Origin of the sequence: Rhizobium sp. CC1099 (assembly GCF_029714385.1) — a bacterium.
GTDB lineage: Bacteria > Pseudomonadota > Alphaproteobacteria > Rhizobiales > Rhizobiaceae > Rhizobium.
This window is the reverse complement of sequence record NZ_CP121642.1, coordinates 412,802-429,302: the sequence shown is the minus strand read 5'-3', so window position 1 is coordinate 429,302 and position 16,501 is coordinate 412,802. Positions and strand designations below refer to the sequence as shown.

At 58.3% G+C, this 16,501-nt stretch carries 15 protein-coding genes and 1 pseudogene; 4 read left to right on the top strand and 12 right to left on the bottom strand.

Annotated features, from left to right (window positions below; all coding sequences use genetic code 11):
- Nucleotides 1–48: 48 nt before the first annotated feature.
- Nucleotides 49–1,077: a substrate-binding domain-containing protein gene (locus tag QA644_RS23250; RefSeq protein ID WP_283073506.1), complete on the bottom strand. Its 1,029-nt coding sequence runs from the start codon at nucleotides 1,075–1,077 to the stop codon at nucleotides 49–51.
- A gap of 555 nt (nucleotides 1,078–1,632) precedes the next feature.
- A complete protein-coding gene (locus QA644_RS23245) occupies nucleotides 1,633–1,779 on the bottom strand; it encodes a DUF1127 domain-containing protein (RefSeq protein WP_074071407.1) in 147 nt (48 codons plus the stop codon).
- 362 nt (nucleotides 1,780–2,141) lie between these two features.
- Here QA644_RS23245 and QA644_RS23240 point away from each other — a divergent pair, with 362 nt between their 5' ends.
- From QA644_RS23240 to QA644_RS23230, 3 genes and pseudogenes are all read left to right on the top strand, one after another.
- Nucleotides 2,142–2,384, top strand: a complete 243-nt coding sequence (locus QA644_RS23240; RefSeq protein WP_040114960.1) for a hypothetical protein — start codon at nucleotides 2,142–2,144, stop codon at nucleotides 2,382–2,384.
- A gap of 4 nt (nucleotides 2,385–2,388) precedes the next feature.
- Nucleotides 2,389–2,715, top strand: coding sequence for a DUF2934 domain-containing protein (locus tag QA644_RS23235; RefSeq protein ID WP_083635933.1), 327 nt, complete (start codon nucleotides 2,389–2,391; stop codon nucleotides 2,713–2,715).
- Nucleotides 2,716–2,737: 22 nt separating this feature from the next.
- Nucleotides 2,738–2,827 (top strand): annotated as a pseudogene (locus tag QA644_RS23230) (entericidin); the annotation flags it as partial.
- Nucleotides 2,828–3,483: 656 nt separating this feature from the next.
- On the opposite strand, the gene QA644_RS23225 reads toward QA644_RS23230, so the two are convergent.
- The 9 genes from QA644_RS23225 to QA644_RS23180 all read right to left on the bottom strand — a co-directional run bounded on the left by QA644_RS23225 (nucleotide 3,484) and on the right by QA644_RS23180 (nucleotide 14,961).
- Nucleotides 3,484–5,265, bottom strand: coding sequence for a heme peroxidase family protein (locus QA644_RS23225; protein WP_283073505.1), 1,782 nt, complete (start codon nucleotides 5,263–5,265; stop codon nucleotides 3,484–3,486).
- Between the two features lie 402 nt (nucleotides 5,266–5,667).
- Nucleotides 5,668–6,666, bottom strand: coding sequence for a L,D-transpeptidase (locus tag QA644_RS23220; RefSeq protein WP_283073504.1), 999 nt, complete (start codon nucleotides 6,664–6,666; stop codon nucleotides 5,668–5,670).
- 840 nt (nucleotides 6,667–7,506) lie between these two features.
- Entirely contained in the window at nucleotides 7,507–8,667 is a 1,161-nt protein-coding gene (locus tag QA644_RS23210) for an alpha-hydroxy acid oxidase (protein WP_283073503.1), read from the bottom strand.
- A 1,166-nt stretch (nucleotides 8,668–9,833) separates the two neighbouring features.
- The gene (locus tag QA644_RS23205) at nucleotides 9,834–10,694 is read right to left on the bottom strand and encodes a hypothetical protein (RefSeq protein WP_283073502.1); all 861 of its coding nucleotides are present in this window, start codon (nucleotides 10,692–10,694) and stop codon (nucleotides 9,834–9,836) included.
- 94 nt (nucleotides 10,695–10,788) lie between these two features.
- Nucleotides 10,789–11,706 (bottom strand): homocysteine S-methyltransferase family protein, encoded by a 918-nt coding sequence (locus tag QA644_RS23200; protein WP_283074000.1) that lies wholly within the window; start codon nucleotides 11,704–11,706, stop codon nucleotides 10,789–10,791.
- A 200-nt stretch (nucleotides 11,707–11,906) separates the two neighbouring features.
- Nucleotides 11,907–12,596, bottom strand: coding sequence for an ABC transporter permease (locus QA644_RS23195; RefSeq protein WP_239601265.1), 690 nt, complete (start codon nucleotides 12,594–12,596; stop codon nucleotides 11,907–11,909).
- 12 nt (nucleotides 12,597–12,608) lie between these two features.
- On the bottom strand, nucleotides 12,609–13,334 hold the full coding sequence (locus tag QA644_RS23190) for an ABC transporter permease subunit (protein WP_283073501.1): 726 nt from the start codon (nucleotides 13,332–13,334) through the stop codon (nucleotides 12,609–12,611).
- Between the two features lie 25 nt (nucleotides 13,335–13,359).
- Complete coding sequence (locus QA644_RS23185) at nucleotides 13,360–14,133, bottom strand: transporter substrate-binding domain-containing protein (protein ID WP_283073500.1); 774 nt, start codon at nucleotides 14,131–14,133, stop codon at nucleotides 13,360–13,362.
- Nucleotides 14,134–14,178: 45 nt separating this feature from the next.
- Nucleotides 14,179–14,961, bottom strand: a complete 783-nt coding sequence (locus QA644_RS23180; RefSeq protein ID WP_283073499.1) for an ATP-binding cassette domain-containing protein — start codon at nucleotides 14,959–14,961, stop codon at nucleotides 14,179–14,181.
- Nucleotides 14,962–15,134: 173 nt separating this feature from the next.
- Here QA644_RS23180 and QA644_RS23175 point away from each other — a divergent pair, with 173 nt between their 5' ends.
- On the top strand, nucleotides 15,135–15,620 hold the full coding sequence (locus QA644_RS23175) for an Lrp/AsnC family transcriptional regulator (protein ID WP_283073999.1): 486 nt from the start codon (nucleotides 15,135–15,137) through the stop codon (nucleotides 15,618–15,620).
- A gap of 46 nt (nucleotides 15,621–15,666) precedes the next feature.
- Here the strand turns inward: QA644_RS23175 and QA644_RS23170 are convergent, their stop codons facing one another.
- A complete protein-coding gene (locus tag QA644_RS23170; RefSeq protein ID WP_194731553.1) occupies nucleotides 15,667–16,443 on the bottom strand; it encodes a transporter substrate-binding domain-containing protein in 777 nt (258 codons plus the stop codon).
- Nucleotides 16,444–16,501: the final 58 nt, after the last annotated feature.

Below are 16,501 nucleotides of genomic sequence, written 5' to 3'. Positions count from 1 at the left end.
CATCACGACCATCCGCACTCAAGGGTGCGGATGGCGATCTTCAGAAGCTTATTCCTCGATACCCTTCGTGCCGCGACGCTTCAGGTATTTGTCCCAGTAGAAGTCGTCGGCGTTTTTCGCCGTCACAATAGACAGGCCGTTATCGACGACCGGGATGCTCATTGGGTTGAATCCGGAGCGCTTGGCGTCGTTCATCGGGTCGATCAGTTCCGGATGCTCGGCGAACCACAGCAGCATGAAGCCCATATAGCCCTGCATGCCCTGGTTCGGATTGATCGAGCCGAAGACTTCACCGGCCTTGATCATGTCGAGGATGTTGGCGTTGACATCTGCGCACATGACGAGGACCTTGCCGCCGCTTTCCTTGTTTGCCTGTGCGGCGCCGATCGCCGAGTTCGCTTCGGGCATGAAGACCGCGCCGAGGTTCGGATTGGCTTGGATAAGGCTCGAAAGCCCCTGATAAGCCTTGGTCGGGTCCTGGTTGGAAGCAGCGCGGCCGACGAGCTTCATGTCCGGCCACTTCTCTTCCATACGGGCTATGAAGGCGGCGATACGCTTGTCGTGGTTGTCCTGGCCCGGATTTTCAAGAACCGCATATTCACCCTTGCCGCCCATCTTCTCGGCGATCGCGTCGGCGGCATAGGTGCCCTCGCGGGTGTTGTCCGAGGTGATGAAGGAGACGCGCTTGGAAAGCGGCGAGTCGGCCGCAAACGTGACGACCGCCGTACCTTGGTCGATCGCGCGGTTGATTGGCTCGATAAAGGGATCGGAATTCATCGGATGAACGAGAATGCCGGCCGGGTTCTGTGCCAACGCCTGGTCGAAGGTGGCGATCTGCTTGTTGACGTCATATTCCGGCGTGCCGGTATATTCCGTCTCACAGCCGAGCTGCTGGCCGGCCTGCTTGAACATTTCATAGACGGGGAACCAGTATTCCACGCCCGACACCATGACGTTCATGACGTATTTTTCGCCCGGCTTGCAGCGGAACGGGTTTTCCGTTTCGGCGGCCGCGGAACCGGCAAAGAGTGTCGACGCAAGGACCGCCATCGCGGTCGTGCTGAAAAAAGTGCGCAAGTGTCCTCCTCGGGGCCAAAGCCCCTCCCAAAAAAGCCCGAAGGGCGCCAGACCGGCGCCGGTGATCGCAGTGATGACCGGATTTCCTCCTCGAAGTCCGGTAGGGGTAGCTAAACGCAATGCGCCGCGCCTGTCAATATAATTCATCTCGTGAATTATAATTCACATACGCTACCATCGCTACGTGGTGCTCAAGCAGAGCCCAGAAACGAAAAAGCCTGCCGCGGGAGGAGGTGCGGCAGGCTTTCTCAAAAAAACCGAACAGCGACTGGGAGGAGGAGTGCCGCCGTTCCTACAGACGTCCCTTGGGAGGAGGAGTGGGCCGCCTGAAACACGAAGCTCTGCGGGAGGAGATGCAATTGCTTCGTTGAGAGAGATCATACGCGATCGCTCGGCGGTTGATAGGCTTTATGTTGCACTGCAGCTATGCAAGAAACACAAGCCACCAGGCTCGCGACCGGCAAAAGCCCTAGAGAATATGGTAACATGAAAATTGACGCGAAAACGCCCGCATGAGCGGGCGTCGGCAGTGTCGGCGAGCTTGGAGCAGCGCTATTAGCGAGCGATCGATGCCCGGGCGATGCTACGAATATCGGCGCGGTCGATGCCGAGATCCTGCAATTCACGGCTGGACATCCGGCCAAGTTCGGAAACGGTCTGGCGGAACTTGCGCCAGTTGTTGAAAGAGCGTGCCACGTTCATGATAAATCCCCTTTCCCGAGGGCTGTCTGACGTCAGCAACCGTGCTTGGGCTCTGGCGTCGTTTCGATGATTGGAATATAGGTGTTTCAATCGTTTTAAAACAGAAACAATCCGTCACCGCAGCTATGCGTCTGCCGCATATGGTCCGGAGTTCTTGCGACGATCGCCATTGGCTCGCTCTTTAAGCAGACGCCTGAATGGCATCTAACCGCCGATCTTAAAAGCCGCATCCTGCAAACGCCTCATTGGACGCGATCAGGAACTTTGTCCGGACCACCTCGGGAGTATCCGCATCGGCCGGTAAAATACTGAGGAACCGACACCCCTCCCCGCCAGTTCTCCTTTTATGAAAGGAAAACTCAATGGCAAATGAACTCGAAGCCGGCTTCACCGGATCGCCAGTTGAAAAACCTGAGGGCATCCGGAAAGTCGCATCTGACACGGCCTCCGCAATCAAGCGGGAGGCCAACGCTGTCGCAGTCGGCGTGACAGACCATCCGCAGGCCGCAAGCTCACTCATCCTCGGTATTGGAGCGGCAGCCTTCGGCATTGGCTACCTGCTGGGCAGGTCGTCCGTCTCCACCAGAAATCGGTATTGGAGGTAATGACATGGCAGGAGAGCAAAATGACGCTCGATCGCAGAGTATTGATGAATATGGAGGACGGCATGGCTCCATCCACGAAGACGAAGTGCGGAGACGAGCTCATGCCATTTGGGAGCGAGAAGGACGACCTGAGGGTCGTCAGGAAGATCACTGGATCCAGGCGAAGGGGGAGATCGAACGGGAGGCCGGGGAAATCGAAGGCGACGACCTTCCAAGCTTGGACGCCCTGAGAGAAGCCGCACGCGAACATACCGACGCGTTCCTGGTTGCAACCGACCTTGAAGATGCCGATCAGCGCGAGGCCGCGCCCGGCACCCGTGAGCAACCCTGATCATGGCAAAAGGAAAGAGAAGATGACGAAGACCGTGACAACAATTGCGGCCGCCTGCGGCATCCTGCTTTCACTCTCCGCCTGCGGTAACACGATCCGCGGCATGGGTTCGTGACACCGCCAATACGTCAACGCCACACAGAACGCCGGAAATCGCGTGGGCAACGCGGCCGCCAACTCGATCCGCCGGGAAGAACAGTTGCCGGCCATTCGGGTCGACGTCGTACCTGCCACAGCAAGCACGCTACTTCAAACAATGAGCATACAAAGCGCAAGCGCCCATGCGCAGAGCCAGTTCGAGCTCAGTGTGGGCCGGTAAGGGCAGCCGCAGGGGTTTAGCGAGCGCCACGTGGAAAGGCGGAAACCGGGATCGACTGCGTCCGGCAAGCTGTTCGGCTGGAGGCACTGAGATGCCCCCTCACATCACCATCTGTACCAACGACCGTGCAATATCGACGAATGTCCTCGCACGAGTCATCGGATCTTACTTGTTCCGGGCAACACCCAATCCGATCCTTAGAACCGATGCTCCTGACCGTCTTCAGCTCGAAGGACCGGTTCGGCAGCCCTCGGTCCATTCCGGCGCAAAGCCGATGCCAAGATCAGCGACACCAGCGGACAGGACGCCGTCAGCACGCCGGTTAGACGGTGTTGGTCGTGCCGGCCACTGCCGGCGGCAGCCTTGAGCTCGTCTCCGGTGATTTCCAAAGCAGCAAGTATGTCTCTTTGCCTCGCCGCGATGCGGCGAGGCAGCAGTGTCAAGAGCCCCTACTGCATAACCGCGGCGAACTGCATCCACTTGGCGATCGAGTCGATCGGTGCGTTGTCCGGCATCTTGAGAGGGCTCTGATCGGGCGTGAACCCGCGCGAAAGGGCCGAGTCGGGATCGGCAAGCAGCACGCCCACGAATGTCAATGCCACGAGACAGCTCCCAACTTCGCCCAATCGGTTTCCACCTGCAGCCTCGGCTTCGGTAAGAATGTAGAACCACAGGGGTGTGCGTTCGTGGAAGCGCGACGCGGTGCTGGCGAGGAAGTTCTGCAAATCGGGCTTCGTGGCAAACAGGGCTGAGACATCTTGGATCGGCGAGGACTCCACTGCGCCGATTTGTTTGAGATGCTTGTGTAGCGCCTGGCCCGTCGGAAGCCTGAGATTGTAGCCTCGACGAAGGTTCCTCCTTGCCAGGTTCTTGAACAACGCCTTGAGCTGTTGATCGCCCTGGTCTTCGCCTTCCTTGAACATCGTATGCAATGGCGGAGCGAGTTCCGTGTCGATCTTTCTGGCAAGACGGGCCGGCTCGCCGTCGCTCCCGTCGTGGGGATCGACCCCTGTAAAGCGCGCCCAGTCGATTATCCAGTTCTTGGGCAGCTTCTTCTCGTCATCCAGCCTGCCGCCGCCGCCGGTGAATTCGAAAAACAACCGCAAGGTGGCGCGCGGTAGAAAACCAGTGCCCGGTCGCCCAAAGTTCTTGTTGTAGTCATAGAAGGCTCTGACCATGGAATGACCGAACCGATAAGCCGCCGCGGAGAATTCTAACGGCAAGGCATTTCCAAGTCGGGTATTCTGCCTTCGGGCATCGAATTCGGCTCTAAACTTGAAGAAATGAGATGCCCGATCGTTGACGACGCGGTCCACCACAACCGGGTCGCACACGCCCTTGAGATATCCATCAACGATCAGCCACTGATAATGGAGTCTGGTTAGAGCCTGCGCTGAGCTGAAATCGGCGATCCAGCCCGTGTCGTGCGACGCAAGGTAGTCGATGACCTTGTTGTGGAACCGAAGAAAGCTCAGATGGAACTGCGCAACGACGAGATTTTCGTCGTTGCGATTATCCCCGATTATCGCGCGCTGGGGCAACGTATCGGAGAATTTCTGAAACGCCTCAGGGTTCATCGCCGCCTGAGCCAGACGTAAAGCCGCTTCCCGGACAGACGACTGGACCTGGCCATACCGAGGCAGGTCTCGATGTTGGTCGAGCATGTCGGGCAAAGGCCCCGGTTCGATCGCTGTTCCGACACGCATTTTGTCTTTCAGCGTGGGGTGGCGAAGACCAGAAATCACTTTGACAACGTCTGCATCTATTCCGTCACCGACGGCAGATCCGCCGTAGACACTATCAAGATCGAAGCGGGGCGAGCGGGCGTTCCTGAACTGGCTCTCCACTGTCGACGAGGCGACAGGCGGGTGTGCGTTGACCATGCTCGAAATCGCCCCTTCGCGATCGGTTCGGGCTGTCAGCTCGTGATCCAGGAATTGCCCCCAATATGTGAAAACCGGCGGGAGCGTAGAATCTTCAGTCGGGTCCTCACTCGTCGGCGTAGCGACAACGTCGATCAACATTGCGCCCAGTTCATCGAGTTCCCCCACCGTCTCCGCCGTGCTGGGCAAGTAATTCTCGGGCGCATCCAGTGGCGGTACGAAATAGCCGAAGTCCGCCTCTTCGTCGACCGCGACGTCACCTGTCGCTGGCGGCCCGGCGCGAAGGCTTGAGATAGAAACGGTGCGCTTTTGCTCTGTACCCCCGTGTGATTGAAAAACGATTGCCATTGGCAACACCCTCCGTTTTCCAGCCCGCGGGATAATTCGTACAGCTAGAAGGCGAAGTCAATTAATCATATAGGGCTATTATTCGCCTTAAAGTTGGTAAACACAGTGTAAACTGGCGCCCGCGGTGTTTGGATTCCGAGCACTTGTCAACGCGGCCATAATTGTCGTGAGCGCTAGCCCCTTAGGACACTCGGTCAACGCCAGCGCCGCAGTTCGTATACCTTGCACGTCGATCGCCAGAAACAACCCCGCCCACTTTCGAGGCGGCGCTCAGGCATCGCTTGCCGTGAGCCAAGCACTCGTCAAAAGCGGAAAGACCGGCCAAAATCCGCGACCGAGCAAGGGTGGCGCTCATTACCGCCAGTCGCACGGTTTTTTCGACCGACCGAAATGCCATACGCTTCACTTAGGAGCGGCCGGACCTTGATTGACGAATTCCACCACGACTCCTGGCTTGACCATTCCGGCCAGCTCTTCGGCGTCCCAGTTCGTCAGACGCACGCAACCGTGCGATCCAACCTTGTCGATGAGTTTTGGTTCAGGCGTCCCATGTATTCCATAAGTCGGCTCGGTCAGGTCGATCCAGACGCTGCCGACCGGACCGTTCGGCCCCTTTGGTATCGTCAAAACCTTGTTATTCTTCCCCTGCCTGAAGTTGAGCCTTGGGTCGTACCTGTACGATGGCATCCTCGCGACGCCTTTCACCTTGTGCTTGCCCGACGGGGCCGGATTGTCTTCGCTTCCGATCGTCGCAGGATAGACTGCAAGCAGCGATCCGTTTTCGGCATAGGCCAAGATCTGCCCTGTCTTCTTGTTGGCCTCGATCCTCTCGACCTTTCCTTCTTTCGGAGGGCCGGGCGTCACGACCCAAACCGTGTCACCAGGAGCGAACCGCGAAGAGGGATTAAGCGCTTGCATAAGGCCGACGTCCATGTGAAACCGCTCGGAAAGCTTCTCGGCAACGCTGGTGTATCCAAGGCTCTGCATCTTCGCCTTCTCGTCGTAATCTTCAGGGATCTTGTCGACGAGGCCCGTGGCATCCTCTGCCGAGACGACGTAGCTCTCAACGATGGGCGAATTGCCTTCCAAGCGGGCGACCACCTCCGGATCCGGCTTACCATCGACGACAAGGCTGTTCATCATCTCGAACCCGGCCACGGCTTTGCGGACATTCTCGCCGTAGAAGCCGTCGATCACACCTGGAGACGAGCCCGCGCGGTCGAGCAGGACCTGAAGACGGACGACCGCTGGATCTGGATCGGCGGGCGCCTTAGTCGGCCCTTCTGCAACGATGGAAGCAATCGAAGCGGCATCGATGGCTTCGCGCCGAAGTTCCTGCGCGCCGCCACCACCAACGGTGAAGACCAGAGCGAGCAGCGACATCGGCAGGGCTGTTTTCATGGACAACAAATGGCCGGTACCGGCAACTTGTTCCACAACGCCGCAGGGCCCGGCGCCTTTATAATGCCACGAAAGCAAAACTGCCGAGCGGCATTGACTAATCGATGGCTGTCTAGCTGCATGCAGGTTGTGAGGCCTGGAAAAGCGAGCGCCGGCAGTTCTCGCATTTCGAAACCCAAGGTCGGCTGGTAGCTACTATGAACGAAGCTCAGCCGCGGCGGTGTGCCGCTCGACATCGATACTTCCTTCCTCCGCTTTATGAAAAGACGGGGAGCAGACGAGCCAGCCCCTCAGCGGTCTGAGAGGAGGACGCATGCGAGAAGGGAATTGGTAACGTGACAACACATGCAGCCAAAGGGGCGGATCCCAAGCTGGAACCAGAGGGCAAAGCTAGTGCCGGGACCGCTACGAGAATCATGGAGGAATAAGCTGGTCCATCCGCCGGGTCGGGGAAGGAATAGTCGACCCCACACATCGCAGGGGGAGCAAGCTTTTAGCTCCCGAACAGGTGGCCTTGCTGGCATCTGGGGCATCTTCCCTTGAAGCCAGTCAATATAGATTGGACGTCGGCTGATGGTCACCATCATGTTTCATCGCGTCTCAACTCTGCATGAGCGCAGATGTTCCGCTATCGCCACTGCACATGCATGCGGTCCGCCACCGGCAGATCGACCGTGCTATTCGCATCTTGCGTCTCGATGGAACCGACGCCGCGCCTATCCCCGCAGCAGGTTTTCCACGATCAGGAAGCCGGTTTTACAAACAAACCCGCAGGCAGGATGGGTCGTTTGCGGCACGGGCGAAGTCGCCAAAACTTGAGCGAGTTGGTTGCTGGTCAATCTAATATGGGAGGTTTTGACGGAAGCGCAGGTTCTGTCTTGTGAGCTGATCGACGGACGTGCATCCCATAAGCGCCATATCGCGCGCGATTTCGCTACGCATCAAATCCAGCGCGCGTTCGACGCCCGCTTGCCCCGCGGCGGCGAGCGGAAATAGGTAGTATCGACCTAGGCCGACAGCTTTCGCGCCCAATGACAATGCTTTGAGCACATGGGTGCCACGCTGAACGCCGCCATCCATCATCACGTCGATCTTGTGGCCGACCGCGTCGACGATTTCGGCGAGTTGGTCGAACGCGCTACGCGAGCCGTCCAGCTGGCGGCCGCCATGGTTGGAGATCACGATGCCGGTACATCCTATCTCGGCTGCTCGCTGAGCATCCTGAACCGACATGATGCCTTTCAAGCAGAACTGTCCATCCCAATGCTGTACCATTTCGGCGACATCGGCCCATGAGATCGCAGGATCCAGCATTTCCGTGAAATAGCGGCTGATCGACATGGCGCCGCCGCTCATGTCGACGTGGCTGTCGAGTTGCGGCAGACGAAAACGTTCATGCATGAGATAGTTGATGGCCCAAGCCGGCCTGACCGCGAACTGGGTGAGGCCGGCGAGGTTCAGTTTGAACGGAATCGAAAAGCCCGTGCGCTTGTCGCGTTCGCGATTGCCGCCGGTGATGCTGTCGACGGTCAGCATCATCACGTTTACGCCGGCCTGCTTGGAGCGTGCCATCATTTCCCGGTTCAGGCCACGGTCCTTGTGGAAATAGAACTGATAGACTTGCGGCCCGTCGCTGATCTGACGTGCTTCTTCTAAACTGATAGTTCCCAGTGACGACACCCCGAACATAGTGCCGTATTTGGCTGCTGCTGCAGCCACCGCCCTCTCGCCTTGATGATGAAACAGCCGCTGCAGCGCCGTCGGCGAGCAATAGACTGGCATTGCTAGCCTTTGGCCCATGATCGTCACCGACATGTCTACATCGCTCACGCCGCGCAATACGTTAGGCACCAGGTCGCAGTCACCGAAGGATGTCGTATTGCGACGATAGGTGACTTCGTCGTCAGCCGCACCGTCGATATAATTGAAGATCGGCCCGGGGAGGCGCCGCTTGGCCAATTGGCGGAAATCATGGAAATTGTGGCAGTTCTTCACATTCATATTCTAGCTCTGATATCTTGAATTACACTGACGACCGAGCTCTGATTTTCGCCCATTCAATCGTCGTCGGGATGTCTCGGTTCCATCCTCCACTAAGCCCAGGACGTTTCCATTGCCCTAGAGTTCGCCCTTGCGTCCCGATGCAGGGGTAGAGGGTGCCGCGTTCGATGGCAAGTTCCTGCAAAGATCGGAAACGGGATATGTCGCGTTGTGACATGGCGGCCTGGACAAGTCGTCCCTGTGCTTTGGATACCTACGGGGGAAAGATAAGTCACCTATATTTGCGTCCGACGTTGTAGGTTGTAGACCGACAATCGTAGGTTCTCCGCTGACTACACCTCCGGTGCTGCCTACCAACTCATCTTCCGCAAGCCTTTTTGTCAGTTCTTGCGTGCAGGCAGAGATGTGCGATTAAAGCACTTTCACTGAAGAGTGCGCTTTACGTGATCGCGCGGGGCTGTCTGCCCGAAATTCCCGGGAGTTGAAGCACCGTTTGGATAGAAGGAAGACGGTAGCAGACTTATCAGTATCCGCAAATGTCCGCGCAAGCCGCGCTCCCGTAGTAGTCACGGTAATGCTCAGAGAACGACGCCTCTGGTGGTGCCGGAGGATCACGGGGGGCTTCGGCAATTACTTGATCCAGCGACTGCACGACAAGGTAATGCAACATATCGGGTTCTGGCTCACCCGCCAGCTTTGCAGCGATCTTGCCGGAAGAGAAAGGGCGCTCCACGACTTCATGTCGGAGCGCCCGTAGCATGCGGTCGACGACGTTTGCGGCGGAGGTCGACAGCAGGCACCGACAAGATGAAGAGATTCGGAACGGATAGGCAACATGGGATCGGATTTGGGGACCATATCATGCGCTGACTGATTGCGTTATCCACCGATTATCCACAGCTTGTCCACAGCAATGGCGACAACGACCGCAGCAACTTCAATGACATTTGCGTGACGGTAATCACAACACACAATTGCTATGTGACTGTTGGATGACACTATGCATTTGTTTGTCGGCTTCGATACAAACCGAGGCCCCGCTGAGATAGACTCAGCCTCTCTCTTGAGCGCGTGGCGGCGAACGCTCGGAGGCGGAGGGCGGTGGGCAAACATGAGGGCCTACCGCCTTCTTTTTGACGACGGCCCCTCGCCTGGATTCGCCCAGCTCACGTGGCGAGCCTGACAATTCCATATGGATTGAACTTGAACTCGTCCACGTCGTAAGTTGAAGCAAAGGAAAGGGTTGCATGGCGTATCTTAAGTGTCGGCTCGAGCCCCCGCTTTGCGATCTCGTCAGCGACCGCATCCATCGTGGCGACAGCCTGCCTTTCAGAGCCAACCGGTTCCGGCACATACACTTCCGGAAGCCCCACGAGATGAAAACCGACACTCTCAAAATATCCCCGAGCTGATAGCGTGCGTTTCGCGAAAGCCAGGCGTCCGACCCGCTGTTGAGCCAAAAGGTCGCCGGCCTTGAGCGCTTCGGCTCCTTGGCGTATCAGTTCTCTCCATCGATCAAGCCCATGGGCGACGCCAGCGCTTTCTCCCTTTACGGCAACCGCTCCCGCGTCGATCAACCGTCCGACAAGGCGCGCGGCTGCCATCGAAACCTTCACCGTCTCCACCTGGGTCATGCTCGGCCCAAGGACATAGAGCACGGATTGGTGATTGGCGACGCCTTCCTCGTCTGCCGCGTTCCACGCTCTAGGTTCGACCCGATCCCAGCACACGGCGAATGACTGCTCCACACGATCATCCGGCTCGGCCTGAGAATAGTCCTCGTCGACGCTGAATCCCGTGGCGAAGTCGCGGATGGCCTGCGATGCCGCACCGGACAAAGGCGTCAGGTTGCGCTCGTTGCCGAGAAAACAGAGAACATGCCGGGGCGTTACTGACGATCCTTTCGCCTCGGTTTGCGTCGTTGTTTCCCCGTCAGACGAATCTCGACCGAATTCCTGCGCCAACGAAGGTTTCCAGCCGATCATGGTCCACATCGATCCCAAAAGCACGCGACGCATAAGATTCAAGGTATATGCCTCCTGATCGGTCGTACACTCATCACAGCCTCGGCTGTGTAAACTTAGGAAACCTGCGACACAAACGCGGCTTTGCAGCATTCGCTCATACAGATTCACCCGCCAGGGTCTGCTTAAGGCGATGGATATGCCTGGCACCAATGCCGCAACAGCCGCCGATTATTGTTGCACCGGCCTCCGCCCAAGAGCAGGCAAAGCGCGAATAGCCATCATCGTTCAGATCGTTGCGGGTAGTATGGAGGCCTTCATTCGCGCCGGAATCATTTTGCTCCCCTTCGAAGGCATTGGCATAGACACCGATCTCTACCGTGGAGCCCCTAGTCTTAAATGCACGAGATGCTGTTTCAACCGCCGCCCGCATGACTTCTGGCTTGCTGCAGTTGAACAAGAGCGCCTGCGCGCCAGACGAGGCTGCCCAATTCGCCGCATCGTCGACCCGCTCGCCGGAACGCAGCTTCGGTTCACCTCCTTTTACTTGTACCTCGTCATCGGCCAGCGTGAACGAGATCCAGAACGGCTTCCCGTTTGCGGCGACTGCAGTGCGCACAGCCTCGCCCTCGGCGATCAGGCTGAGGGTTTCCCCGAGCCACAGGTCCACAAAGGGGCTGAGCTGTTCAACTAGCACCTTGAGATAGTCCTGGACCCGCAAAGGATCAAAGTTCTGGGGTTCGTAGGACCCGAAGATTGGCGGCAGCGAACCAGCAACCAGGACTTTCCGATCCTTGACGGCATCGGCGGCTTTGCGTGCCAATTGGCCTGAGAGCGCGATGAGCGCCGCCCCTTCCTTCTGAAACCGCTCCTCGCCGATGTGGAAAGGCACCAGCGCATAGCTGTTGGTGGTGACGACGTCCGAGCCGGCGGCGATGAATTCCTCGTGGACCTTTCGGACAATGTCTGGCGAATTGACTAGCGCCAGTGCCGACCATTCCGGCTGCTTCAGTTCGGCACCGAGGCGCAGGAGTTCGCGGCTCATGCCGCCGTCGAGAATGCACAGTCTGCTCATGGATAAGTCTCCGTAGGGGAATTGAACCAAAGCCGGCCGCAAAGCCTGGCCGCGAGTGGGCGATGATGTCGTCCGCAGTTTCGAGCCGATCGACAACCGGAAGCGTCTCTGGCGGACGGCCTTCCAGCACTCATTTCTGCCAGCACGGCGAAACAAGTCCGGAAGGTGTGGAGTCATGACCGTTCATTTCCGCGTTGGCGTTAGCGTCGCGATGGCACCTGCGCCTCGAGGAGGCGGAAGGCGCGAGCGATGATTGCCGTGAGAATGAGATAGAAGACAGTAACGACGATCAGCGGCTCATAAACGAGCAGCGTGTCCTGGCGCACCTTGCTCGCCACCGCGTAGAGATCCATCACTGTGACGGTAAATGCGAGTGGTGTCGCTTTGAGCTGCATGACGATTTCGCCGCCGATTGTCGGCAATGCGATGCGAATGGCCCGGGGCAGCCATATGCGCCGGATCAGAGTGAAGGGCCGCATGCCGAAGGCTCGGCCCGCTTCCAACTCGCCCTTGGGCACTGCGAGCAGCGCGCCGCGCAGCACTTCCGCCTCGTAGGCGGCATAGTTTAGCGTAAAGCTCACGGCCGCGAAGAAGAAGCCCTCACGCAGGATGGGCCAGAACAGGCTCTGGCGCAGGCCTGGGATCATTGGCAGCAGCGAACCGACGCCGTAATAGAAAAGCCAGAGCTGGATGAGCAGCGGCGTGCCGCGGAAGAAGGTGCAGTAGCCGCGAGCGAGATATTGCGTCAGCGGGCCGCCGCTCACCTGCGCGAAGGCGAGGCCGATCGCCAGGACGAATCCGAAGACGACCGAGATCACCAGCAGCAGCACCGTCTGCGCGGCGCCCGCCAATAGAAGCGACCAATAGGAGGCTATCCACGAGAAGGTCATGCCGTGTGCTCCTTAGGCAGGCTTCGGCTGTCCGCGCCGCACATGGCGCTCGATCAGGTTGAAGACGATATTGGAGACGAGCGTGAGAGCGAGATAGAGAAGGGCAGATGCGAGGAAGAAGATGAAATAATGCTTGGTGCTCGCGCCAGCCAGGCGAGTGGCGAGCGCCAGTTCCTGATAGCCGACGACGGCAACCAGCGCGCTGTCCTTGGTGACCGACATCCACAGATTGGCAAGGCCCGGCAGGGCATTTGGCAATAATGCCGGCAGGATGACTCGGCGGAAACGCAGCATCGGCCCCATGCCGAAGGCTTTCGCCGCGTCGATCTGACCAACGGGGATGGCGAGGATCGCGCCGCGCAGCACTTCCGTCATATAGGCACCCTGCACGAAGCCGAGCACGGCGACGGCGACGGCGAAGCCGTTCACTTCGATCGCAGGCAGATTGAGCCCGGCCAAAAGCCGGTTGAGGCCGTCCATTCCCGCATAATAGAGCCCGACGATCAAAATCAGTTCCGGAATGGCGCGGATAGCTGTCGTATAGACATTGAGCAGCAAGCCGAGCGGCCTGTTGCCGGAAAGCTTGCCAAGCGCGCCTCCCGTCCCGAGCAGAATGCCGATCAGGAAAGCGCCGGCGGAGATGGCAATCGTGGAGACGGCACCGACAAGCAGGGTTCCACCCCATCCGGGCGGATAGGGGGAAAGCAGGTCTAATATGCCTCGTGGTTCGGTTGCCATCGTCCGGCCGGATCCGGGATCGAGGTCAGTTCGTACCGTAGATGTCGAAGGCGAAATATTTCTTGGTGATTTCACCGTACTTGCCGCTGGCGCGCACGGCGGCGATCGCAGCATTCAGCTTTGCCTTGAGCTCGGAATCTTCCTTTCGCAGGCCGCCGGAAACGCCGGCTCCGAGAATCGCCCCGTCGTCGGCGACGTCACCCATCTTGACGCAGCAATCCTTGCCGGCGTCGCTTTTCAGGAATGCATCAAGGGCAAGGGAATCCCCGAACACATAGTCGATGCGGCCGGCGGCAAGATCCTGGAATGCCTCGTCCAGGGTCTGATAGGTCTTCTCGTCAGCGACATCGGCGAAATACTTCTTGTAGTATTCCGATTGGATGGTTGAGACCTGAATGCCGAGAGTCTTGTCCTTCACGTCGTCGGCCGTCGCGCCCGGCTTCTGGTCTTTTGGGCCGATCAAGGTGCTCGGCGTGTTGTAATACTTGTCGGTGAAGTCGATGACCTTCGAGCGCTCTGCAGTGTTTGACATCGACGACCAGATGACATCGAACTTCTTGCTCTGCAGCGCCGGAATGAGCCCATCCCAGGATACCTCGACAACTGAGCATTTCTCCTTCATCTGCTCGCACACGGCGTTCATCAGGTCGATTTCCCAGCCCTGCCACTCACCGGAGGCATCCTTGGCGAAAAAGGGAGGATACGATTCGTTCATGACGCCAAAACGGACTTCAGCCTGAGCCGTGATGGCAGAAATGGCAAGCGTGGCGCCGGCGAGCAGCAGGGGGAGCAGTTTCATTCGTGGATTTCTCCTGTTTGGGGGTATCTGTGACCAAGCGGCGGATCAATGATGGGCGAGCATGCCGGTAAATTCCCGGCAGCGGGCACTGAGTGGGGCGTCGAAGATCTGCCGAGGCGATCCCTCCTCCTCGATCAGGCCCTGATGCAGGAAGAGAACGTGGCTTGAGACGTCGCGGGCAAAGCGCATCTCATGGGTGACAATCAGCATTGTGCGGCCCTCCTCGGCGAGCTCGCGGATCACCTTGAGCACCTCTCCGACCCGCTCGGGATCGAGCGCCGAGGTCGGCTCGTCGAACAGCATGACGGCCGGATCGACACAAAGCGCCCGGGCGATGGCCGCCCGTTGCTGCTGGCCGCCGGAAAGAAAGGCGGGGTACGCGTCGCGCTTTTCGTAGAGCCCAACCTTATTGAGGAGAGCGTCCGCCTTCTCGATGGCCTCGCGGCGAGCATATCCCATGACCTGGACCGGTGCTTCGATGACGTTCTCAAGAACCGTTCGATGTGCCCAGAGATTGAAGTTCTGGAAAACCATGCCGAGGCCGGTGCGCAGCCGCTCGATCTGCCGCCAGTTCACCGGCTGCATCTGCCCGCTGCGGCTGTGTTTCAAAGCGATTTCCTCGCCGTTCACGACAATGCGGCCCCGATCCGGTATCTCCAGCAAATTGATGCAGCGCAGGAATGTACTCTTCCCGGAGCCCGACGAACCGATGATCGAAATCACGTCGCCTTTACGGGCTGTTGTCGAAATGCCCTTGAGGACTTCATGTGGGCCGTAGCTCTTGTGAAGATCATCCACACGAAGTGCCTGGATAGACGGTTTTGTCATGCGCGGTACCGGTTCAAATAATGTTTGGAGAATATCGCGGATAGCTGCGGTTTTTGCGCGCAAATTCTGATTGTTTTGCATTTATTATGCAGAAATCTGTTTCAAATGCGTTTAATATGACAGAACACCGGTGTCGCCGGGTAATTTCGCCGTCGGAAAGCGGAGGGAGCAGCATGGAAAGATTGGATGGCTTTGATCGCGATATTCTCGACATCATTCAGCGCAATTGTCAGCTGACGGCGGAAACCATCGCCGAAAAGGTCGGGCTTTCGACCTCGGCGGTGCAGAGGCGGCTGAAACGCCTGCGCGAGGACGGCATCATCAAGGCAGAAGTAGCCGTCGTCGATCGCAAGGCGACGGGCACACCGATGGTGTTCATCGCCGGATTGGAGATCGAGCGTGACAACTACGATGCCCTAGCGAAGTTCCGCCTTTGGGCGGAAAAGCAGGATCACATCCAGCAAGTTTACTACGTTACCGGAGCGGTGGACTTGATCACCATTATCACGGCCCGCGACGTCGAACATTATGACGACATCGCGGCGCTGATCATGAAAGAAAACCCGCAGATCCGGCGCATGCACACGAATGTAGTGCTGAGGGACGTCAAGTTAGGCCTATTGGTTCCGCTGAGCGCTGCCGATGATCCCAGCAGATGAGTGCGGACAATACTCTTTTCGTCCGCTATTACGCAGCAGAGATTCCTTACTGCATTGCCGCGTCGAGTTTCTCTTTCCACCCACCGCTTTCCAGTTGCTTGCGCATGAAAGCGTCCACCGCCGCCTTTAAGGCGGGGTCTTCGCGCAACAGATAGGCATTCTGGAAATGCGTGAACGGCTCTTTGACGGCGACCGGGCACAAGACGCTGGCATGCAGCTTGGACTGCAGGTCCACCTCCACGCCGTCCGTGACCATCACATCGGCCCTGCCCGACGCAATCTGGTCAAAAATTGTCTTGTTGTCGGGAAACACCTCGATCGACGCCTCGTCGAAATGCTCGTGGGCGAACTTGTCGTTGGTCCCGCCCGGATTGACGATCACCCGCACGGAGGGCCGGTCGATCGCATCAAGCGTGGTGTATTTTTCCTTGTCCTCGCAGCGGGCAATCGGTCGCTTTCCGTCGGTCACATTGGGCACCGAGAAGTCGCCCACTTCGTCACGAGCGGCGTTTACGGTAATGCCGCCGAGTGCGATGTCGAACTTGCCGGCCTTGAAATCGTCCAACATTGTTTTCCAGGTCGTGGTAACGAAGTCCGCCTTGACCCCGAGATCGGCGGCAAGATCCTTGGCCATGGCGATGTCCGCGCCCGTGAGGGTGCCATCAGCAGCTTTGTAGCTGAAGGGCTTGTAGTCGCCCGTCGTGCCGATCTTGATCACGCCAGCCTTCTTGATTTCCGATAGAGCGTCGTCCGCCGCGAAGGTCAGTGCCGATGTCAGGCTCCACGCCACCACCAACGTGGCCGCAAAACAGGTTCGCTTCATGGTTCCTCTCTATAGGCGTTGTTTCGGTTGTCGCAACGGGATTGCCGGCTAGTCGCGC